At 44.5% G+C, this 17231-nt stretch carries 13 protein-coding genes; 8 read left to right on the plus strand and 5 right to left on the minus strand.

From position 1 onward, the window contains the following. Positions 1-100: 100 nt before the first annotated feature. Complete coding sequence (metE, locus tag MKY23_RS13820) at positions 101-2398, minus strand: 5-methyltetrahydropteroyltriglutamate--homocysteine S-methyltransferase (protein ID WP_339838919.1); 2298 nt, start codon at positions 2396-2398, stop codon at positions 101-103. A 298-nt stretch (positions 2399-2696) separates the two neighbouring features. Here metE and MKY23_RS13825 point away from each other — a divergent pair, with 298 nt between their 5' ends. Beyond that, positions 2697-3386 carry a hypothetical protein gene (locus tag MKY23_RS13825; RefSeq protein ID WP_154959030.1) on the plus strand — a complete coding sequence of 230 codons (690 nt, stop codon included), beginning with the start codon at positions 2697-2699 and terminating at the stop codon, positions 3384-3386. Between the two features lie 87 nt (positions 3387-3473). On the opposite strand, the gene MKY23_RS13830 is transcribed toward MKY23_RS13825, so the two are convergent. Then, positions 3474-4286 carry an undecaprenyl-diphosphate phosphatase gene (locus tag MKY23_RS13830; RefSeq protein WP_090915833.1) on the minus strand — a complete coding sequence of 271 codons (813 nt, stop codon included), beginning with the start codon at positions 4284-4286 and terminating at the stop codon, positions 3474-3476. 299 nt (positions 4287-4585) lie between these two features. Between MKY23_RS13830 and MKY23_RS13835 the strand changes: the two genes are divergently transcribed. Next, a complete protein-coding gene (locus MKY23_RS13835) occupies positions 4586-5629 on the plus strand; it encodes an ABC transporter substrate-binding protein (protein WP_339838922.1) in 1044 nt (347 codons plus the stop codon). Between the two features lie 114 nt (positions 5630-5743). Here the strand turns inward: MKY23_RS13835 and MKY23_RS13840 are convergent, their stop codons facing one another. Together MKY23_RS13840 and MKY23_RS13845 are read right to left on the minus strand one after the other, a co-directional pair. Continuing rightward, positions 5744-6658 carry an AraC family transcriptional regulator gene (locus MKY23_RS13840; RefSeq protein ID WP_154889200.1) on the minus strand — a complete coding sequence of 305 codons (915 nt, stop codon included), beginning with the start codon at positions 6656-6658 and terminating at the stop codon, positions 5744-5746. A gap of 24 nt (positions 6659-6682) precedes the next feature. After that, positions 6683-7105, minus strand: coding sequence for a MerR family transcriptional regulator (locus MKY23_RS13845; protein ID WP_090915837.1), 423 nt, complete (start codon positions 7103-7105; stop codon positions 6683-6685). A gap of 212 nt (positions 7106-7317) precedes the next feature. On the opposite strand from MKY23_RS13845, the gene MKY23_RS13850 reads away from it, so the two are divergent. Then, positions 7318-8358 carry an NAD(P)-dependent alcohol dehydrogenase gene (locus MKY23_RS13850; RefSeq protein ID WP_154889198.1) on the plus strand — a complete coding sequence of 347 codons (1041 nt, stop codon included), beginning with the start codon at positions 7318-7320 and terminating at the stop codon, positions 8356-8358. A gap of 196 nt (positions 8359-8554) precedes the next feature. Here MKY23_RS13850 and MKY23_RS13855 read toward each other — a convergent pair whose 3' ends face one another. Next, entirely contained in the window at positions 8555-9535 is a 981-nt protein-coding gene (locus MKY23_RS13855; protein ID WP_154889195.1) for an aldo/keto reductase, read from the minus strand. A gap of 467 nt (positions 9536-10002) precedes the next feature. Here MKY23_RS13855 and helD point away from each other — a divergent pair, with 467 nt between their 5' ends. From helD to MKY23_RS13880, 5 genes are all read left to right on the plus strand, one after another. Continuing rightward, on the plus strand, positions 10003-12423 hold the full coding sequence (gene helD / locus MKY23_RS13860) for an RNA polymerase recycling motor HelD (protein ID WP_339838928.1): 2421 nt from the start codon (positions 10003-10005) through the stop codon (positions 12421-12423). Positions 12424-12750: 327 nt separating this feature from the next. After that, on the plus strand, positions 12751-14736 hold the full coding sequence (locus MKY23_RS13865; protein WP_339838931.1) for a methyl-accepting chemotaxis protein: 1986 nt from the start codon (positions 12751-12753) through the stop codon (positions 14734-14736). Between the two features lie 220 nt (positions 14737-14956). Continuing rightward, on the plus strand, positions 14957-15706 hold the full coding sequence (locus MKY23_RS13870; RefSeq protein ID WP_339838933.1) for a gamma-glutamyl-gamma-aminobutyrate hydrolase family protein: 750 nt from the start codon (positions 14957-14959) through the stop codon (positions 15704-15706). A gap of 335 nt (positions 15707-16041) precedes the next feature. After that, complete coding sequence (locus MKY23_RS13875; protein WP_339839424.1) at positions 16042-16392, plus strand: DoxX family protein; 351 nt, start codon at positions 16042-16044, stop codon at positions 16390-16392. A 25-nt stretch (positions 16393-16417) separates the two neighbouring features. Further along, a complete protein-coding gene (locus MKY23_RS13880; protein ID WP_339838936.1) occupies positions 16418-17122 on the plus strand; it encodes a response regulator transcription factor in 705 nt (234 codons plus the stop codon). Positions 17123-17231: the final 109 nt, after the last annotated feature.

A 17231-nucleotide genomic window follows, 5' to 3' on the forward strand; every position in this document is an offset into this window, starting at 1 on the left:
TTCAGTCTTTCTATTTAGAACAAAACAGAGACTATACTGATTAAGTTAATCTTTTATTGAAACGTACGTACATATAAATCATCTTTTCGGCTTAGCTTATCTAGTTCAGAACAGGAGTAGCATTGTACTTCGCTCGGGCAATCCGGGTAGCATCTACCATGTTTCTTAGTGAAGCCACGGTTTCTTCCTGTCCGCGGGTTTTCAGGCCGCAGTCTGGATTAATCCAGAACAGTTTCGGATCGAGCACACGCAAAGCACGGTCAATCATGTTACTCATTTCTTCCACGCTTGGTACACGCGGGCTATGGATGTCGTATACGCCAAGTCCAATACCGAGCTCATACGTATTCTCTTCAAAGCTGTGAATCAGCTCACCATGACTGCGAGAAGTCTCGATGGAGATGACATCGGCATCCATTGCTTCGATAGAGCCAATCATATCGTGGAATTCGCAATAGCACATATGGGTATGAATTTGGGTGGTTTCCTGTACGGTGCATGTCGTAATGCGGAACGCTTTGACGGCCCAATCCAGATAATCGGCTTGTTTATTCTCCTTGAGCGGCAGGCCTTCACGGACGGCAGGTTCATCCACCTGAATCATGCCAATGCCTGCTTTTTCGAGCGCTTCAACCTCTTGTCTGAGTGCATACGCCAATTGATACGCGATGGTTTCCCGTTCAATATCATCCCGTACAAAGGACCAGTTCATAATGGTGATCGGGCCTGTCAACATACCTTTAACAGGGCGGTCTGTCTTCGACTGTGCGTACTTCGTTTCCTCAACCGTCATTTCACCTACAAATTCGACATCTCCGAAAATAACAGGTGGTTTCACGCAACGTGATCCGTAGGACTGTACCCATCCATATTGCGTAAAGGCAAATCCAGCCAGCTTCTCGCCGAAAAATTCGACCATATCGGTGCGTTCAAACTCACCGTGAACCAGCACGTCAATACCAATCTCTTCTTGAATGTTAATCCAGCTGTCAATCTGATCGCGGATAAAGGAAGCGTATTGTTCATTGCTCAGCTCGTTTTTGCGCCATTGTTGGCGAGCTTTTCGAACCTCCGTGGATTGCGGGAAACTGCCAATCGTTGTCGTTGGGAAGAGAGGCAATTGCCACTTTTCTTGCTGGGCAACATGACGTTCGGCAAATGGACGTGAGCGGTTAGGCTCTTGTACACGGATGGAAGCAACGGCTTCCTGCACGGCTTTGCGGTTACGATCTCCGGAGCTTTGCAATGCCTGTAGTTTTTGCTCGGCGTCTTTAATTTTAGCGGTGATGTCCGCATCAGTGCTGCGGATTGCTTGGGTCAAAATAACGATCTCATCCAGCTTTTCATCAGCAAATGCAAGTGCATCTTTGAGCTCAGCAGCAAGTTTAGCTTCGCGTGCTGTTGTGACAGGTACATGCAGCAAGCTGCAGGAGGATTGCACAATTAACCTTTCAGGGTTAACGAGTGAAGTAAGCGTCTGGAGTAATGTCAGCTTGTCTTGAAGGGACGCTTTCCAGATGCCGCGTCCATCAATGATACCCGCACCCAGCACTTTGTCTGCCGGAAAACCGTTCGTTTGAATAGATTGCAAGTTACCTTCCAATCCATGTACGAAATCAAGACCGATACCTTGAACTGGCAAGCTGATGATTTCGTTGTAGTTTTCAACGGATTCGAAGTAGGTTTGTAACAAGATATTTAAGCCAGGAACTGCGGATTCAAAAGCGGTATAGATTTTGTTCAAGCGTTGTAGATCCGCATCATTCAATTTCGTTACGAGCATCGGCTCATCAATCTGTACCCACTGTACGCCAGCGTCCGCAAGTTCTTGCAGCACCTGAGTGTAGAGAGGAAGTAGCTGATCCAGCCAAGCGTCCGTTTCGGAGGCATCATAGCCTTTGGAGAGCTTCAGGAAGGTCAGCGGTCCAACGATGACCGGTTTACCTTCAATGCCGAGCTTCTCTTTGGCTTCAAGGTATGCGATCAGCGGTTTATTCTCGGTTAAAATAGGCGAAGCATCATTCAGTTCAGGTACAATATAGTGATAGTTCGTATTGAACCATTTGGTCATTTCACTGGCTGCGGCATCTTTCGTCCCACGGGCGATGCCGTAATAGGTGGAGAGAGGCACAGCGCCTCCGGTATAAGCGAAGCGTTTTGGCACAATACCAAACATCACGGCTGTATCCAGAATATGATCATAATAACTGAAATCGTTCACTGGGATCAGATCGATACCTTTGGTTTGTTGCTTGCGCAAATGATCTAAACGAATTTCTTGCAATCTCGCGTGGAGTTCGTTTTCTTGTAATTTTCCTGACCAGAAGGCCTCAAGTGCTTTTTTCCATTCCCGATCGGCTCCGATTCGCGGGTATCCCAATACGCTGCTTTTTGTCATTTGCCATAACCCCTCTGCAATGTGTTAACAACAAGGTATCACAGAAGTATGGTTATTAAGTAATTCCATTAAATTATATCCAGCTATAGCTATGGGCTATAACAGGGGGAGACTAACAAGATAGAGGAGTGAGGATAAGAGAGTTAATTGGGAAAGGTTTGATAGGGAAGGTGAGATAGCGAAGGTGATTTGAAGCAGTGACCGCCATTGAAGGAAGATAATCTGCTATGAAAGTAGACATAGGAGCGTTCCAATGGTTAACTAAGCTTATGGCAAGAAGGAAGGGAAGGCGGCATCCGTGAATCTGTTTTATGTGCAGTCGATTGTAGGTGGAGTCAGTAAAGTGAAAAGTTTTCTGGAGGATAACTATATCGGCATCCCGTGGTCAGCGCTTGGCGATCTGGAGCAGGCGTCATCGGAGGAATTACGTGAACTGTTGGAGCAAACCTATGGAATTATTGCGGATAATTCAGGCGACGTTTTGGAGACGATCCAGCTGTTTGCAGACGCGATGAGTGACGGGGATTATGTTGTGATTAAGGATGAGGATTGGATGTATGTCGGAGACCTCGGCGATTACTATTATGACGACTCCATTGGCACAAGCGAAGACTTAATATGCCACCGCAGGGGTGTAACCTGGCTTGGACGGGTACCGCTGGAGGATATTAATGAACACATGCAAACTTTGCTGCAAGAACCCAATGTTGTTGCCCAATTTAAGTTTCCTGTAAAGCAGGCGAGGCTGGATCAAGTACTTAGGGGGAATAGCGATGCAGCGGTGAGTGTTGGGACAGCATTGAACCAAGAAACTCAGCGGGTAGCACCAGAATCAATCAAAACGTTAACACATGATCACACACTTCCACGAGTTGAGCAATCCACGATTGATACCGCGCTGCAAGTACTTCAAGAGGCATTGCTGAGCAAAGATGAAGGACTGCGAGTACAAGCGGCAATCGCCATTTTGCAATATGCCAAACCGTAAGCTCAGCATCAAAGTGGAGCGTTTGGGATTATAGAATAAAAGGGACAACCGCCATGGTTGTCCCTTTGCTGTGTATAGAGATCCTTTTTATAAAAAGATAAGTAACAATGTTCCTGCCGCAAAGCAGTAATATGAAAAATACTTCAGATTGCCTCGGGCCATAATGCCCATAAACCATCTCATCGAGAAATAGGTAACAACCAGCGTCGTGATAAACGCGATCAGGTAAGGAATAGCAAGCTGAGCACGGTTAGGATCATGCGCTATATCTGAAGCACCCAGAATCACACCGCCGATACTGATCGGAATGTAGAGCATAAAGGAGAACTTTAACGCTGTTTCCTGTTTCATGCCTACTGCAATGGACGAAATAACGGTAGCACCCGAACGGCTGATGCCCGGAATAAGTGCAACGGCCTGAGCGAGCCCAACCAGCACAGCATCTTTCATCTTCAGATCGCCGTCCTGTTTGCGGCCGCGAAGATTACGAATAAGCCAGAGAGCTACACCTGTAATTAGCAGGGCTACTGCAACCGTATAAACGGATGAGAAGATGCTCTCAATCTGATCTTTGAACAGCACAGCAGCAACGGCAGCTGGAATCGTACCGATGACAATATATAAGCAAAACATAAAGTCTGCCCGATATTCCGGTTTACGAGTTGTTAAGTAACCCCATCCACCGGTAATCAGCTTCATGATGTCTTCCCGAAAAATAAAAACAATGGCAATTAATGAAGCGGTGTTCGTCAAAATTTCAAACGAAAGGCCATTTTGCTTCAGTCCCATTAGTCGCTGGGCAATAATTAAATGACCGCTGGAGGAGACCGGAATCGGCTCCGTTGCCCCTTGAACGATACCCAAAAAAAAGTACTTTAACCACAGTATAATCTGATCCATCTTGTCCTCCTTGAAACATTTCTCTACATTCTCAAAAATCATGTTCTAAAATCATTCTCTTTGTTAAATCTCTCTATCCACTCTAATGATGATAGCCTTTTAACTTACTAGATGGCAAGTTTGGAATGAAATTGTCAGTGGAAATGGGATGTATATTCTCTTTTTTCACTTAATAGACGAAGTTTGGATTGAATATATTAAACTTGTATTGTAAAAAGGCTAAAGTCGTGATATCGTTGATAACGATTATCAATATCATTTGATTCGTAGAATCCAATACATTAAAGGTGGGGTTATTTTTGCGTAGCACAAAACGAAGTTCAATATGGATGATGATGGCGCTGGTGTTCATGCTGATCTTGAGTGCTTGTGGTCAGTCTGCTTCAAATAAAGAAGCGACAGATGGAGCAGCTAAGACAAATGCATCTTCAGATGCGGGAAGCAAAACCAGTAACAATTCAGATGGTACGACAGACACAGGAGCAGGTGCAGAAGATGAGATGGTTTCATTCCAGTCTGATGCTGGTGAAGTGAAAGTGCCGAAAAATCCTAAACGGATTGTGGATCTGACGGCCTTCTCTACGGGATACTTTGTCGCACTGGATGCTCCAGTGGTGGGGGCAACTACAGGTGCAATGAACAACAAATACATTAAAGAGCAGCTTGCTGCACAAGGAACAGCAGATTTAGGTGATCAGCCGCCAACACCGGAGCAACTGCTTGCTTTGAAACCCGATCTGTTTATTGTGTACACAGGTACAGAAGGCATCGACAAGCTGTCACAGATTGCACCTGTAGTTCAGATTGAGTACGGTAAACGTAACTACAAAGACTTAATGCTGGAGATGGGCAAACTTACAAACAGGGAAGAAGCAGCTAAGGCCTGGATAAGCAAGTGGGAAGCTCAGATTAACGAGTTGAAACCGAAGGTAGAAGCAGCTGTAGGTAATCGTACCGTATCGATCCTGAATCCGTATGATAAAGGGTTGTATGTCTTCGGTCATAACTATGGCCGCGGGGGAGAGATTATTTATGGTGAGTTTGGACTGAGAGCACCAACTAAGGCTCAAGCGGAAGCTATTGATAGCGGAACAGGCTGGGCTTCCATCTCGATAGAAGTGCTGCCGGATTATGCAGGAGACATTATTTTCACCAGCCCGTGGTCCGGGGACACGAGTGATTCCAAAAAGATTTACGAAAATAAGTTATGGAAGAACCTCCCGGCTGTCAAAGCCAATCATGTATTTCAGCTAGATCCATCGTCTGATACGTATAACGATCCGGTATCGTTGGAAGGACAGCTTAAATTTATTACGGATAGCTTACTTTCGGCATCCAAGTAGTTTCGGGCAGGCAGACTGTATTTTAGAGCAAATGGAACGAAGAAAAAAAAGAGGCTCTCACCGTTTAGGTGTGAGTCTCTTTACGTGGAACGGGATTATTTTCTGGAGATGAAATCAGTACGTACTGCCTCTCAAACGTTTAATATCCTCCATTGGCGGACAACCAAACATGCGTGAATACTCACGGCTGAATTGTGACGGGCTCTCGTATCCAACCTGATAAGCAGCCTCTGATGCGTCTACAGCTTGAGACATTAAGAGACGACGTGCTTCTTGTAGCCGCAGTTGTTTGATGAACTGAAGCGGGCTCATCGCAGTGACTGCTTTAAAATGTCGATGGAAGGAAGCCTGGCTCATATTCGCCAGCTCTGCCAGTTCTTCAATCCGGACGGGCCGACTAACATGTGTCACCATGTGTTCAATCACGTTACGAATACGGTACGCGTGAGATCCTTCTTGTGCCATCTGCTTCAGCGCACTGCCCTGAGGTCCTTTGAGTACTCTGTACAAAATCTCCTTTTTAAACAATGGAAAGAGCATGAAGATATCCTCCGCATCCCCTTCAAGCAACTGAGCTAATCGGATCACGGCATTCAGCAGCTCTGGAGAAGTTTTGCTCACATACATGGCTCGTCTGGTAACATCGTTTGTATCGTTCGAATTAGGGGAGAGACGGGTATGCTGAATTACCTCCAAAATTTCACTGCCTGTGAATTCAAGCTTTAATGCGAGATAAGGAGCGACAGGCGAAGCCTCTATGACTTGGCCGCTTACAGGCAAATCCATCGTAGCTACAATATAGCTGCCAGGTCCGTACTGGAAACGTTCTTGTCCCAGCAACATTTCCTTTTGACCCTGGACGACGATACAAAAAGAAGCTTCGTTCAACCTGAAAATCGGTTCAGTGATGTCAGATTCACGAATCAGAGAAAGGGAGGGAAGTTCGGTTGAATGGACCCCTTCATTGACCGTGTGCTGATGAATAAGTCTGGCAAGTTCATCTAACTGCTGCTGAAATGGCTTAGACATAGGATGAAATCCTTTCGTTTAACTCTAGGAGCTTGCTGCGTGCTCAGGCTTAGGAGCCAGTGTAGTTTTATGAATGTTCTCCGTTCCAGCTTCGATGGCCTGCTGATAATAACTGCGCTTATGCTCAATAACTTCCATTGTTCTCCGAAGTTCTTCCATTTGAGCCTCGACGCTGGCTTTGCGCTCGGTAAACATGTCATACCTCTGATGCAAGGTTGCGTCACCTTCCGAGCACCAGGCTATGAATTCCCGGATATCCTTGATCGGCATTCCGGTAGCTTTCAGACATTGGATTATTTTCAGAAAATCAATATCGGAGTCCTTGAATTGTCTCGTTCCGGTCGAATTACGTTCGACGAAGGGCATGAGTCCCTCTTTGTCATAATAGCGCAATGTATACACAGTCAGATCCAATTTTTTAGCGACTTCACTAATGGAATAGGTCATATCGAGTTTGTTCCTTTCAGTTCTAGATCAGATCGAGATTAAACCTTGTATGGTAAAGGGCTCTCGTTGATGCGAGTGAATTCTATCATGCGGCCTGGAGTGATGTCAAAACGAGCAATTTTTTTGAAAAAAGTAGATTAAAACATTTGACCTAGAGTTAACTATAGGGCGTAAGATAAAGAAGATTCCAAAATCATGAGGAGGTTATACTATTGATTACAGCTAAAGCTAGAGCCGTGGATGGACCCGATAAACCCTTCCGTTCCGCAGAGATTAACCGCCGTGATCTGGATACCACGGATGTATTAATTGAGATTAAGTTTGCCGGCATCTGCCACTCGGACATTCATACCGCTCATGGGGAGTGGGGACCCGTTAATTATCCACTCGTACCGGGACACGAAATTGCCGGTATTGTGACTGAAGTAGGTAGTGGTGTATCAAAATATAAAGTAGGCGACCGCGTAGGCGTTGGATGTATGGTTGACTCTTGCGGCGAATGTGAGAATTGCCGTAAAGGAGAAGAGCAATACTGCCTGAAAGGTAATATTCCAACGTATGCAGGAGTAGACAAATACGGTGAGCCAACCCAAGGCGGTTATTCCACACATATCGTGGTAACCGAGGATTTTGTAGTGCGCATTCCTGACAATATTGAGCTGGATGCTGCTGCACCGCTGCTATGTGCCGGAATCACAACCTATTCTCCACTACATCACTGGGGCGCTGGCCCGGGTAAGAAAGTCGCAGTCGTAGGGATGGGTGGCCTTGGTCATATGGCAGTTAAAATCGCACATGCGATGGGAGCTGAGGTTACGGTTCTTTCTCAATCCCTTAGCAAAAAGCAAGACGGGTTGCAGTTTGGCGCAGATCATTACTACGCAACGAGCGACCCGGAAACATTTGAAAAGCTCGCAGGCTCATTAGACCTGATCATTAATACAGTAAGTGCAAGCATTGATATCAACGCTTATTTCTCGCTACTCAAGTTGGACGGTACACTCGTCAATGTAGGAGCTCCGCCAGAGCCACTCCCCGTCAATGCATTTGCGTTGATTGGTCACCGCCGTTCATTCGCAGGTTCCATGATTGGCGGCATACGTGAGACACAGGAAATGCTTGATTTCTGTGCCGAGCATGATATTGCACCTAGCATTGAAGTCATTTCGGCAGATCAGATTGATGAAGCATATAAACGTGTGCTCGCTTCAGATGTAAAATATCGCTTTGTTATTGATACAAGCACCATTTAACAGAGCAGAGGGGAAGGAGTTCAGTTAACGCCTTCGCCTTTGAATAAATAAAACTGATGTATTAGCAAATAGCCCCTATTTCCGCATATGGAAAGGAGGGGCTATTTGTTGTTACGATAACATTTTAAAGACCGTATGCCACGGTACCTATCGTTGATAGATCATAAATATGTTTCTTGTGCTCCATCAATGTTGTTTACTGTGCGCCCACGACAGGATGGGGAATATAAGGCTCTTCCATAAAAGCGATGTCCTCTGAATTAAGCTTCATAGACAGTGCGCCCAAGGCAACATCGAGATGTGAATGTTTCGTTGCGCCGATAATCGGAGCAGTCACGGTCTCTTTCTGTAACAGCCATGCCAGCGCTATGTGTGTACGAGGCACATCATACTTCTCGGCAATAGCCGCCACCCGTTCGACAACAATGCGATCCGCGTCACTTGTGGCATTGTACTTTGATTTCTGAATCATATCCGTTTTAGAGCGATGCGTCGTCACCGACCAATCTCTTGTTAACCTGCCGGAAGCGAGTGGGCTGTATGGCGTAACGCCGATCTTTTCCTCTTTGCAAAGTGGCAGCATCTCCCGTTCCTCTTCACGGTAAATCAGGTTCAAATGGTTCTGCATGGAAACAAATTTGGTCCAGCCATTTTTCTCCGCTGTATATAATGCTTTCTGGAACTGCCATGCGAACATGGCGGAAGCTCCAATATATCTGGCTTTCCCGGACTTCACCACATCATGGAGTGCTTCCATTGTTTCTTCTATAGGTGTGTTATAGTCCCAGCGATGAATGATATATAGATCCACATAATCCGTTTTGAGTCGTTTCAGACTTTTGTCGATTTCACTTAAAATGGCTTTCCTGGACAACCCGGAGCCGTTGGGGCCTTCATGCATTCGGCCATGAACCTTGGTCGCAATCACGACCTGATCACGGTCTGCGTAGTCTTTCAAAGCCCGTCCCAGATATTCCTCGCTCGTACCAAGAGAGTATATATTGGCTGTATCGAAGAAATTAATACCAAGATCCAGTGCCTTGCGAATCACGGATCGGGAGTCTTCTTCGTTCAGCACCCACTCGTGAACCCATTTACTGGCGTCCCCGAATCCCATACATCCGAGACAAAAGCGCGAGACATCGAGTCCTGTATTACCAAGTTTAACGTATTCCATCGTAATCACATTTCCTTTCTTCTCCAAGTTGCCACGTATTCCACATATCTAATAGGATGGCTGTGTTCTGTTCTATTATGTCATGATTCTCTAATGAAACTGTAGTTCATTTCAATCAAAAGTTTGCCTGATCCGATCAAAATGGGAGTAGCACTCTTTTACGTATAGAAACGTAGAGCACCTAATAAAATAAAGCCCCTTGGAACAGACCAAAGGGCTTTAAAGAGAGTGGAGCTATCGTTTAAATGTTGAAACTTTGATATGCAGAGGTATCATGACCGTAAATATAATAAAAAAAAGATTGAACGCAAAAATACGCTGTGATATAATCATGAGCGCAGTTGATTTCGTTGAATATGTAATTTATGTATCATTTTTTCTCCTAAATTAATCATACATCGGATTCTTCGGTTTGTCAACGCGCTTTTTTTCTCCAAAAAAATGGACTGAGGAGTGTGGTTAAAGATATGACAGAAACGAACGAATGGCAATTGGAAAAAGAAAGATTGGCTTACGTGCGAAATGAACTGCAGGCGAGACTTGCTGAACTTGAACCCCAAGTTGAAGGTCTTGCGGATCAGGCTACGGAAATTCGTAAACGTTTCTGGGAAGAAGTCACGATTAATACGGGTTCATACACGGATTTTGAAGAAGCCTTTTATACCATTAATCAGCAAGCGAGAGTGTTGGCTGAACGAGAACGTGGGCATAAGTTATTAGTACAGCAGTGGAAAAATGTAAATCGTTTGTTGCCTTTACCTTACTTCGGACGTATTGATTTCAAGGAAAAGGGTCTTGGTTTTACGGAGCCAATTTACATTGGGGTGTCTTCTTTTACAGACAAGGAAGGCTTGGATTTTCTCATCTATGATTGGCGTACGCCGATCGCGAGTCTATATTATGACTATGGCTCCGGTACGGCAGATTATGAGACACCTATGGGGAAAATCGAGGGGACGGTTGAACTGAAACGTCAGTTTCAAATTCAGGATGGTCAGTTGCTGGGCATGTTTGATGCTAGTGAAACCATTGGGGATGCCATGCTCCAGGAAGTGCTCTCCAAAGGTGCGAATTCTCAGATGAAAAGCATTGTAGCAACGATACAAAAGGAACAGAATGCCATTATTCGTGATGATCGCAGCCGAATGCTGATTGTTCAGGGCGCCGCAGGTAGCGGCAAGACATCCGCTGCGCTCCAGCGAGTGGCCTATCTATTATATAAACATCGCCAGACGATCAAGGCAGATCAGATGGTTCTTTTTTCGCCAAATCCGATGTTTGCGAGTTATATCTCGACCGTTTTGCCAGAGCTAGGTGAAGAGAACATTCAACAGACGACGTTTCAGGAATACTTGAATTATTGGCTCGGATCGAGCTTTAGTCCGGAAGATCCACTTGATCAGATCGAGTATGTACTTACTGCTGGTGCGGAACCAGATTACACTGCTCGTATGGAAGGCATTCGCTATAAAGCATCCGCGGAATTTATGAAAGCTTTGAAGAACTATGGGGAATGGCTGGGGCGTGAGGGGTTAAACTTTATCGGCATCCGGTTCCGTGAACGGGAGTTCATTACTTCAGCTCAGATGAAGGCACAATTTTCAACGTATGACGTCCATCTTCCGTTGCCAAGCCGCATATTGTTATTGCAGGAATGGTTGCTGAAACAGCTGGCTGTTCTAGAGCAACAGGAACGACAAGCGGACTGGGTGGAGGAAGAGTTGAATTATCTCGATACGGACGACTACACGGATGCGTACGGTAAGCTGCACAAGGAAAAGGCTGTGTTCGAAGTGGCGGAGCAGTATGCGGCAAGAGAGAATGCAAGCAAGCGTGCTGATCTGGATGAAGGTGCTTTCGATTTTGGCGAGCGGGAAGAAGAATTGCTACGACGAAAAATAGTGAAGCAAACGTTCAAGCCTCTAAGACAGCGTGTTCGAAAGTTCAAATTCGTCAATGTACAATCAGCCTATGAACAACTATTTGTAGATTCCGCAGCCTATCAAGAACGTACGAATGGAGCGACAGTTCCACCTCACTGGGATGAAATCTGTACCCAAACCAAAGATATGCTGCGTCAGAACAAGCTGTTCCATGAAGACGCTACCCCATATTTATATGTAAAAGAAATCATCGAAGGGGTACGAATCAACACGGATATCCGTCATGTGTTCGTCGACGAAGGTCAGGATTACTCGGCATTTCAATATGAATATCTCAAAAAGCTGTTCCCTCGTGCCCGCATGACGGTACTAGGTGATTTCGGGCAAGCGATCTATATGCAGGCGACAGAACTTGCCGCTACTGATTCGCCATTAATTTCGTTATATGGGGACAAAGAAACGACGCTTATTCGGCTAGTACAGAGCTATCGCTCAACTCGTGAAATTGTTGAATTCACGAAGGCGATGCTACCGGGCGGTGATGAGATTGTTGCTTTTGACAGAAGGGACCAGAAGCCGGCTTTAATCCGGGTGGAGGCAGGAGAGAACGAGCGTGATGAGTTCATTCGATCTGACGTTGAGGCGCTTCAAAAAGAGGGTTTTCGTTCGATTGCGATCATAACCAAAACGGCAGCCGAGAGTCACCTTGCATATGAATGTTTGCGAGAGGTCGGTGTAGAGGGACTAAGGCTGATTACGAAAGACACGGAGCAGTTTGAAAAAGGCGTGATGGTCATTCCCGTCTACCTCGCCAAGGGTGTAGAATTCGATGCAGTGCTTGTATATGATGCCTCCGCAGTTCGATATGGGGAAGAATATGACCGCAAGCTTCTTTACACGGCTTGTACTCGCGCGATGCATCGGTTGCATCTCTATACGGCGAAAGACTGGTCACCTTTTGTTCTGTCATTGCCTGAAGAATTGTATGATGTAAAAAATGTATAAATTCCTTTTTCCCATATTTATCCTTAACATATTTTACAGTCTATGCTATGATACGGTTCAAATAAGGCTTGTTACTGATTTTTTCAGGCAATACCTATGTTTACATGCACTCAGTTTTTCTCTGAGTGTGTGTATGCATGGGTTTTTTTGCGTTTATCCAATGATCAACTTGGCTCCATTCCCGTCTTTAACGCAGGATGATGGCGAAATTGAAGCTGAGTTTATTAAATAAAAGTCAACTGATTTGATTCAGAAAGGGAGATTGGATTGAAGCAGAACAAGAGAAAGGTTTCATTTTGGAAAAAAGGGATTTCGGCATTACGTTTGATGAGCACACGTCTGACAATCGCATTTCTTGCTGTACTTTTGATTCCTACCGCACTTATCGGATATTTTTCGTATACCAGTGCCAAGGATCAGGTTCAGCAAAAAATGACAGCACCCATCCAAACGATCTTAACGATGGTAGGGCAGCATATTAACAACACCGTTGGTGAGCGAGTGAAGTTACTTCATTATATAGACGATTTGGTGGGTACAAATCCAGGAACGGAGCAGTATGAAGAAGTTAGGCTAGACATGAATCGTTTCTCGACTACATATCCGGAGATTTTGGCTTTTTCTATGGCGAATGAACAAGGGAAGTTTATTACGAACTCCAATATCGAAGAAACAACCTCCGATGTTCGCAATACCGAATGGTACAAAAGCGCCATTAGCGATGGTGGCAAAATTCATTTTTCGAACATTACCAAAGATGCAGCCTCCGGAAAAATATACGTAGAAATATCAAAGGGACTTTCGGGTGATAAAGGGGCTGTACGCATTCAACTGGATCTGACTTCATTAGCAACAGAGCTCGCCGCGATAGAGGTTGGCGGTAATGGCAGCTTAATTGTTGTGGATCGCAATCGTTCCATAGCGGCTTGGTCAGGAGCTATTTCCAAAGGAGGGGGCGGTGAACTGGGTGGACCACTGATCGAAGGCATCCCGGTAAACCCTAATACGGCGTCTGATATGGATGAGCCCATGGCTTTCTCTCATTTTGTACGTACAGACCTGGAATATGATTTGGATGTATATAACGGTGTTAACGCCTTAACGGGATGGAATGTGATTGTGCTTATGGGGCATGAAGACTTTATTGTTGCAGCCAAACCAATTTTGATTACAAGTCTGACGGTCATTGGCATCTCGGTCCTTATTGCCGGATGGATCATTTTTCTGATATTGAGAGCCTTTATTGTTCCGATGAGAAAACTCAGAGTGGCTGCACGTAAAGTACGTGAGGGCAATCTATCTGAGCGAGTTGGTCTGAATTCTGCTAACGAATTTGGTATGCTGGCTCAGGATTTTGATGAAATGACTCAATCCCTTCAATCTGTTGTCCTTGAACTGAACAAGACCTCTTCGTTGCTGGGGGAATCTTCACAGATGATTCAAGAGAGCACAGAGCAGACGACCCAATCTGTTCAGCATGTAGCCGAGATTATGCAACAAACGGCTGAGACAGCCGTAAATGGAGCTGAAAGCTCGCGTCAAACCGCTAATGCTGTGGAAGAGATGGCAAGAGGAATCAGCACCATAGCAGCATCTGCAACGACGATTGTGGATTCGGCCGAAGAGACAGAACGTGCAGTAGTAAGCGGTGGCGATACGATTAAACAAGTGGAAGAACAGATGGGACTCATATTGGAAGTCGTGGAAGAAACCAGTTCACTGATGAATCAATTGTCTGCTCTTTCCTCGGAAGCAAGTCAGATGAACGATGCCATAGCAGATATTTCTCGTCAAACGAATCTGTTGTCATTAAATGCTTCCATTGAAGCATCCAGAGCTGGAGAACATGGCAAAGGGTTTGCGGTTGTTGCTTCGGAAGTTCGCGAGCTATCCCAGCAGTCCAAACAAAGCGCCGAACAGATTGGCAGTACTATTGAGCACATGCTGAACTTGATTGAACAGTCGACAATGCTGATGAATCAGCAGGTTCGGAATCAGGTAAGTGAGGGTATGCGCATTAGCATAGAAGCTTCCAAAACCATTCGGAACATTGAACAGCACACGTCTAAAATAGTAGATCAGATTCAGGATATCTCCAGTATATCTGAAGAGCTGTCTGCGAGTACCGAACAAGTTTCGGCTGCAGTAACCGAGATGGCGGACATCTCGAAGCTGTCTGCGGACAGTGCTCAGACAACCTCGGCAGCGGCACAGGAACAAATGGCTGCAATGGAGGAAATCTCGGCATCCACGGTTCAGCTGGCCCAAACGGCTGACAATATGCAACAGCTGGTTCAACGATTTACACTCTAAGACGTTAAGGAAAGTCGCTGGGTACAGCGGCTTTTTTTACGTTGAAATCTATTTTTTCTCAAGCTAACAGAGGATGTAACAGGTAAGGAAATGCAAGGTTTTGTGCATGTTGTTCAACGAAAACTCTGATAAAATAAAACAAACTTGAATGTAAACCCCATTACAACATAAACAACGGATGAAGCGCTGAATCCAATATTAAAACAGGAGGTGGCTTGAGATGAACAAACCGATGATAGGGGTACTTCCTTTATACGATACGGACAAAAAAAGTTACTGGATGCTTCCTGACTATATGAAGGCCATTGAAGATTCAGGTGGTATCCCGGTCATGCTGCCATTAACGACAGACGAGGACATGATCACAACGCTGGCGCACACCTTTGACGGATTTCTGTTTACTGGTGGCCATGATGTTAATCCGGAACTTTATGATGAGCGGATGCAGAGCGTCTGTGGCGAGTTGTGTATGGAGCGGGATCAGATGGAGGTTATTCTGTTTAAAAAAGTGATTGCAATAGATAAACCTGCCTTCGGCATATGCCGCGGATTACAGCTGTTTAACGTAATATTAGGCGGTACGTTATATCAGGATATTCCTACAGATATGGAAGCAGAGCAGGAGATTGTCCATCAGCAAAAACCCCCATACACCAATCTCGTACATTCCGTACATATTAAAAAAAATAATCTGCTTCATGATATCTTGCAGACGGATCAGATTCAGGTTAACAGCTATCATCATCAGGGCATCAAAACGTTATCCGATCAATTAGTGGCTGTTGCCATTGCGGAGGATGGATTAGTTGAATCTGTCGTCAAGCCGGGTGATTCGTTTGTACTCGCAGTTCAGTGGCATCCAGAGTATAGTTATGCCGTTGACGGGTACAGTCAGCAGTTATTTGCAGCTTTCGTCAGAGCATGCAGTTCAGCACGATTTAAGAGCCCTGTGCAGGACATTACGGCTTGATTCTAGTTCGATTGATATGAAAGGTTGAACACAAAAATCACTTTCGAGTATAGATTAGAGCATACGCTTGAAAGTGATTCTTATTTTTTTATTCGAGATAACGTATGAATGGTTACATTTCAATAAAGTTATACTCCGGGGTTGACATTAGATTAAATTTAAAACAAAATATATGCTATAGCATATAGAATGCCAATGGGATTGATGGTTGTTGTTAAACGTGAGTGCTGTCAGTGCAACTAAATAATCTTTTTCATAAGCAGAGTCACAGACCAGATACATGGTATAGCATGTAATTGATTTGCGATCTATATGTAATAACGAATGAAAGAAGGATAGCGATGTTCATTTTTATTACGGTTTTACAGGTTCTGTTAGGCCTCTTTTTCCTGGTTACAGGAAGCAAGATTATTTCGGGGAAGATGGCCGATGAATTCAAACGTTTTGGATTGCCTTCATTCTTTAATATTTTGACCGGATCGTTTGAGATTGTTGGAGCTATGGGTATGCTTGCTGGCATATGGATACCTGGTGTTGCATTTTGGGCAGGATTGTTACTGGGAGGTACAATGCTTGCTGGAGCCTTTACTTTGATTGTTTTAGCTAAAGATCCCATACAAAAATCCATTCCTGCCATTGTTTTGTTCGTACTTAGCTTGATTGTATCACTGTATTATTTCTTCTAAGCGCTGAATAAGGAGGAGACGTAAGATGGTATTACAATCCCAACAAATTCTAATTGTTGATGATGAGCTGAGAATTCGAAATCTTCTACGGTTGTATTTAGAGAGAGAAGGTTTCGAAGTAGATGAAGCTACCACAGGAGAGATTGGTCTGGAAAAAGCACTTCGTTATGACTACGATCTGTTGATCCTTGATGTCATGTTACCTAGCATGGATGGCTTTTTCGTAACTTCAAGAATACGTCAATATAAGACAACTCCCATCTTAATTTTAACTGCAAAAGATAGTGAAGAGGATGTTATTCAAGGTTTTGAGTCAGGAGCGGATGATTATGTCACCAAACCGTTTAGTCCACGTGAAGTCGTTCATCGTATTAGAAGTGTCGTTCGGAGAAGACAAGCGGGGAATCACGAAAACCTTACTTTTTATCGAAGATTGAAATTGCGTGATTTCATTTTGGAAGACGATCACAAATTGTCTTCTAGGGGGAAAGAGATTCATTTAACTCCTAAAGAATACGAATTGTTATTTTATTTAGCGACGTCACCAGATAAGTTGTTTTCGAGAGAGAATATACTTCAAAATGTATGGAACTATGATTATAGTGTGGACTATCGTACCGTAGACACACACATCAAACGAGTTCGGGAAAAGCTGGATTACATTTCGGCGGGTTCCTCCTCTATGATCAAAACGATATGGGGGTTAGGATATAAATTTAAAATTGATTAATTAAGCAAGTATCTGATTGAAAATCAGTTTAGCCGCCTCATTCCTTGATGAGTGTCGTTTGTAACATTCGTTCAGATCACCTATAATTGGGTGTAAGAAAATGATGAAT

This window comes from Paenibacillus sp. FSL R7-0272, assembly GCF_037969905.1.
GTDB classification, from domain to species: domain Bacteria; phylum Bacillota; class Bacilli; order Paenibacillales; family Paenibacillaceae; genus Paenibacillus; species Paenibacillus polysaccharolyticus.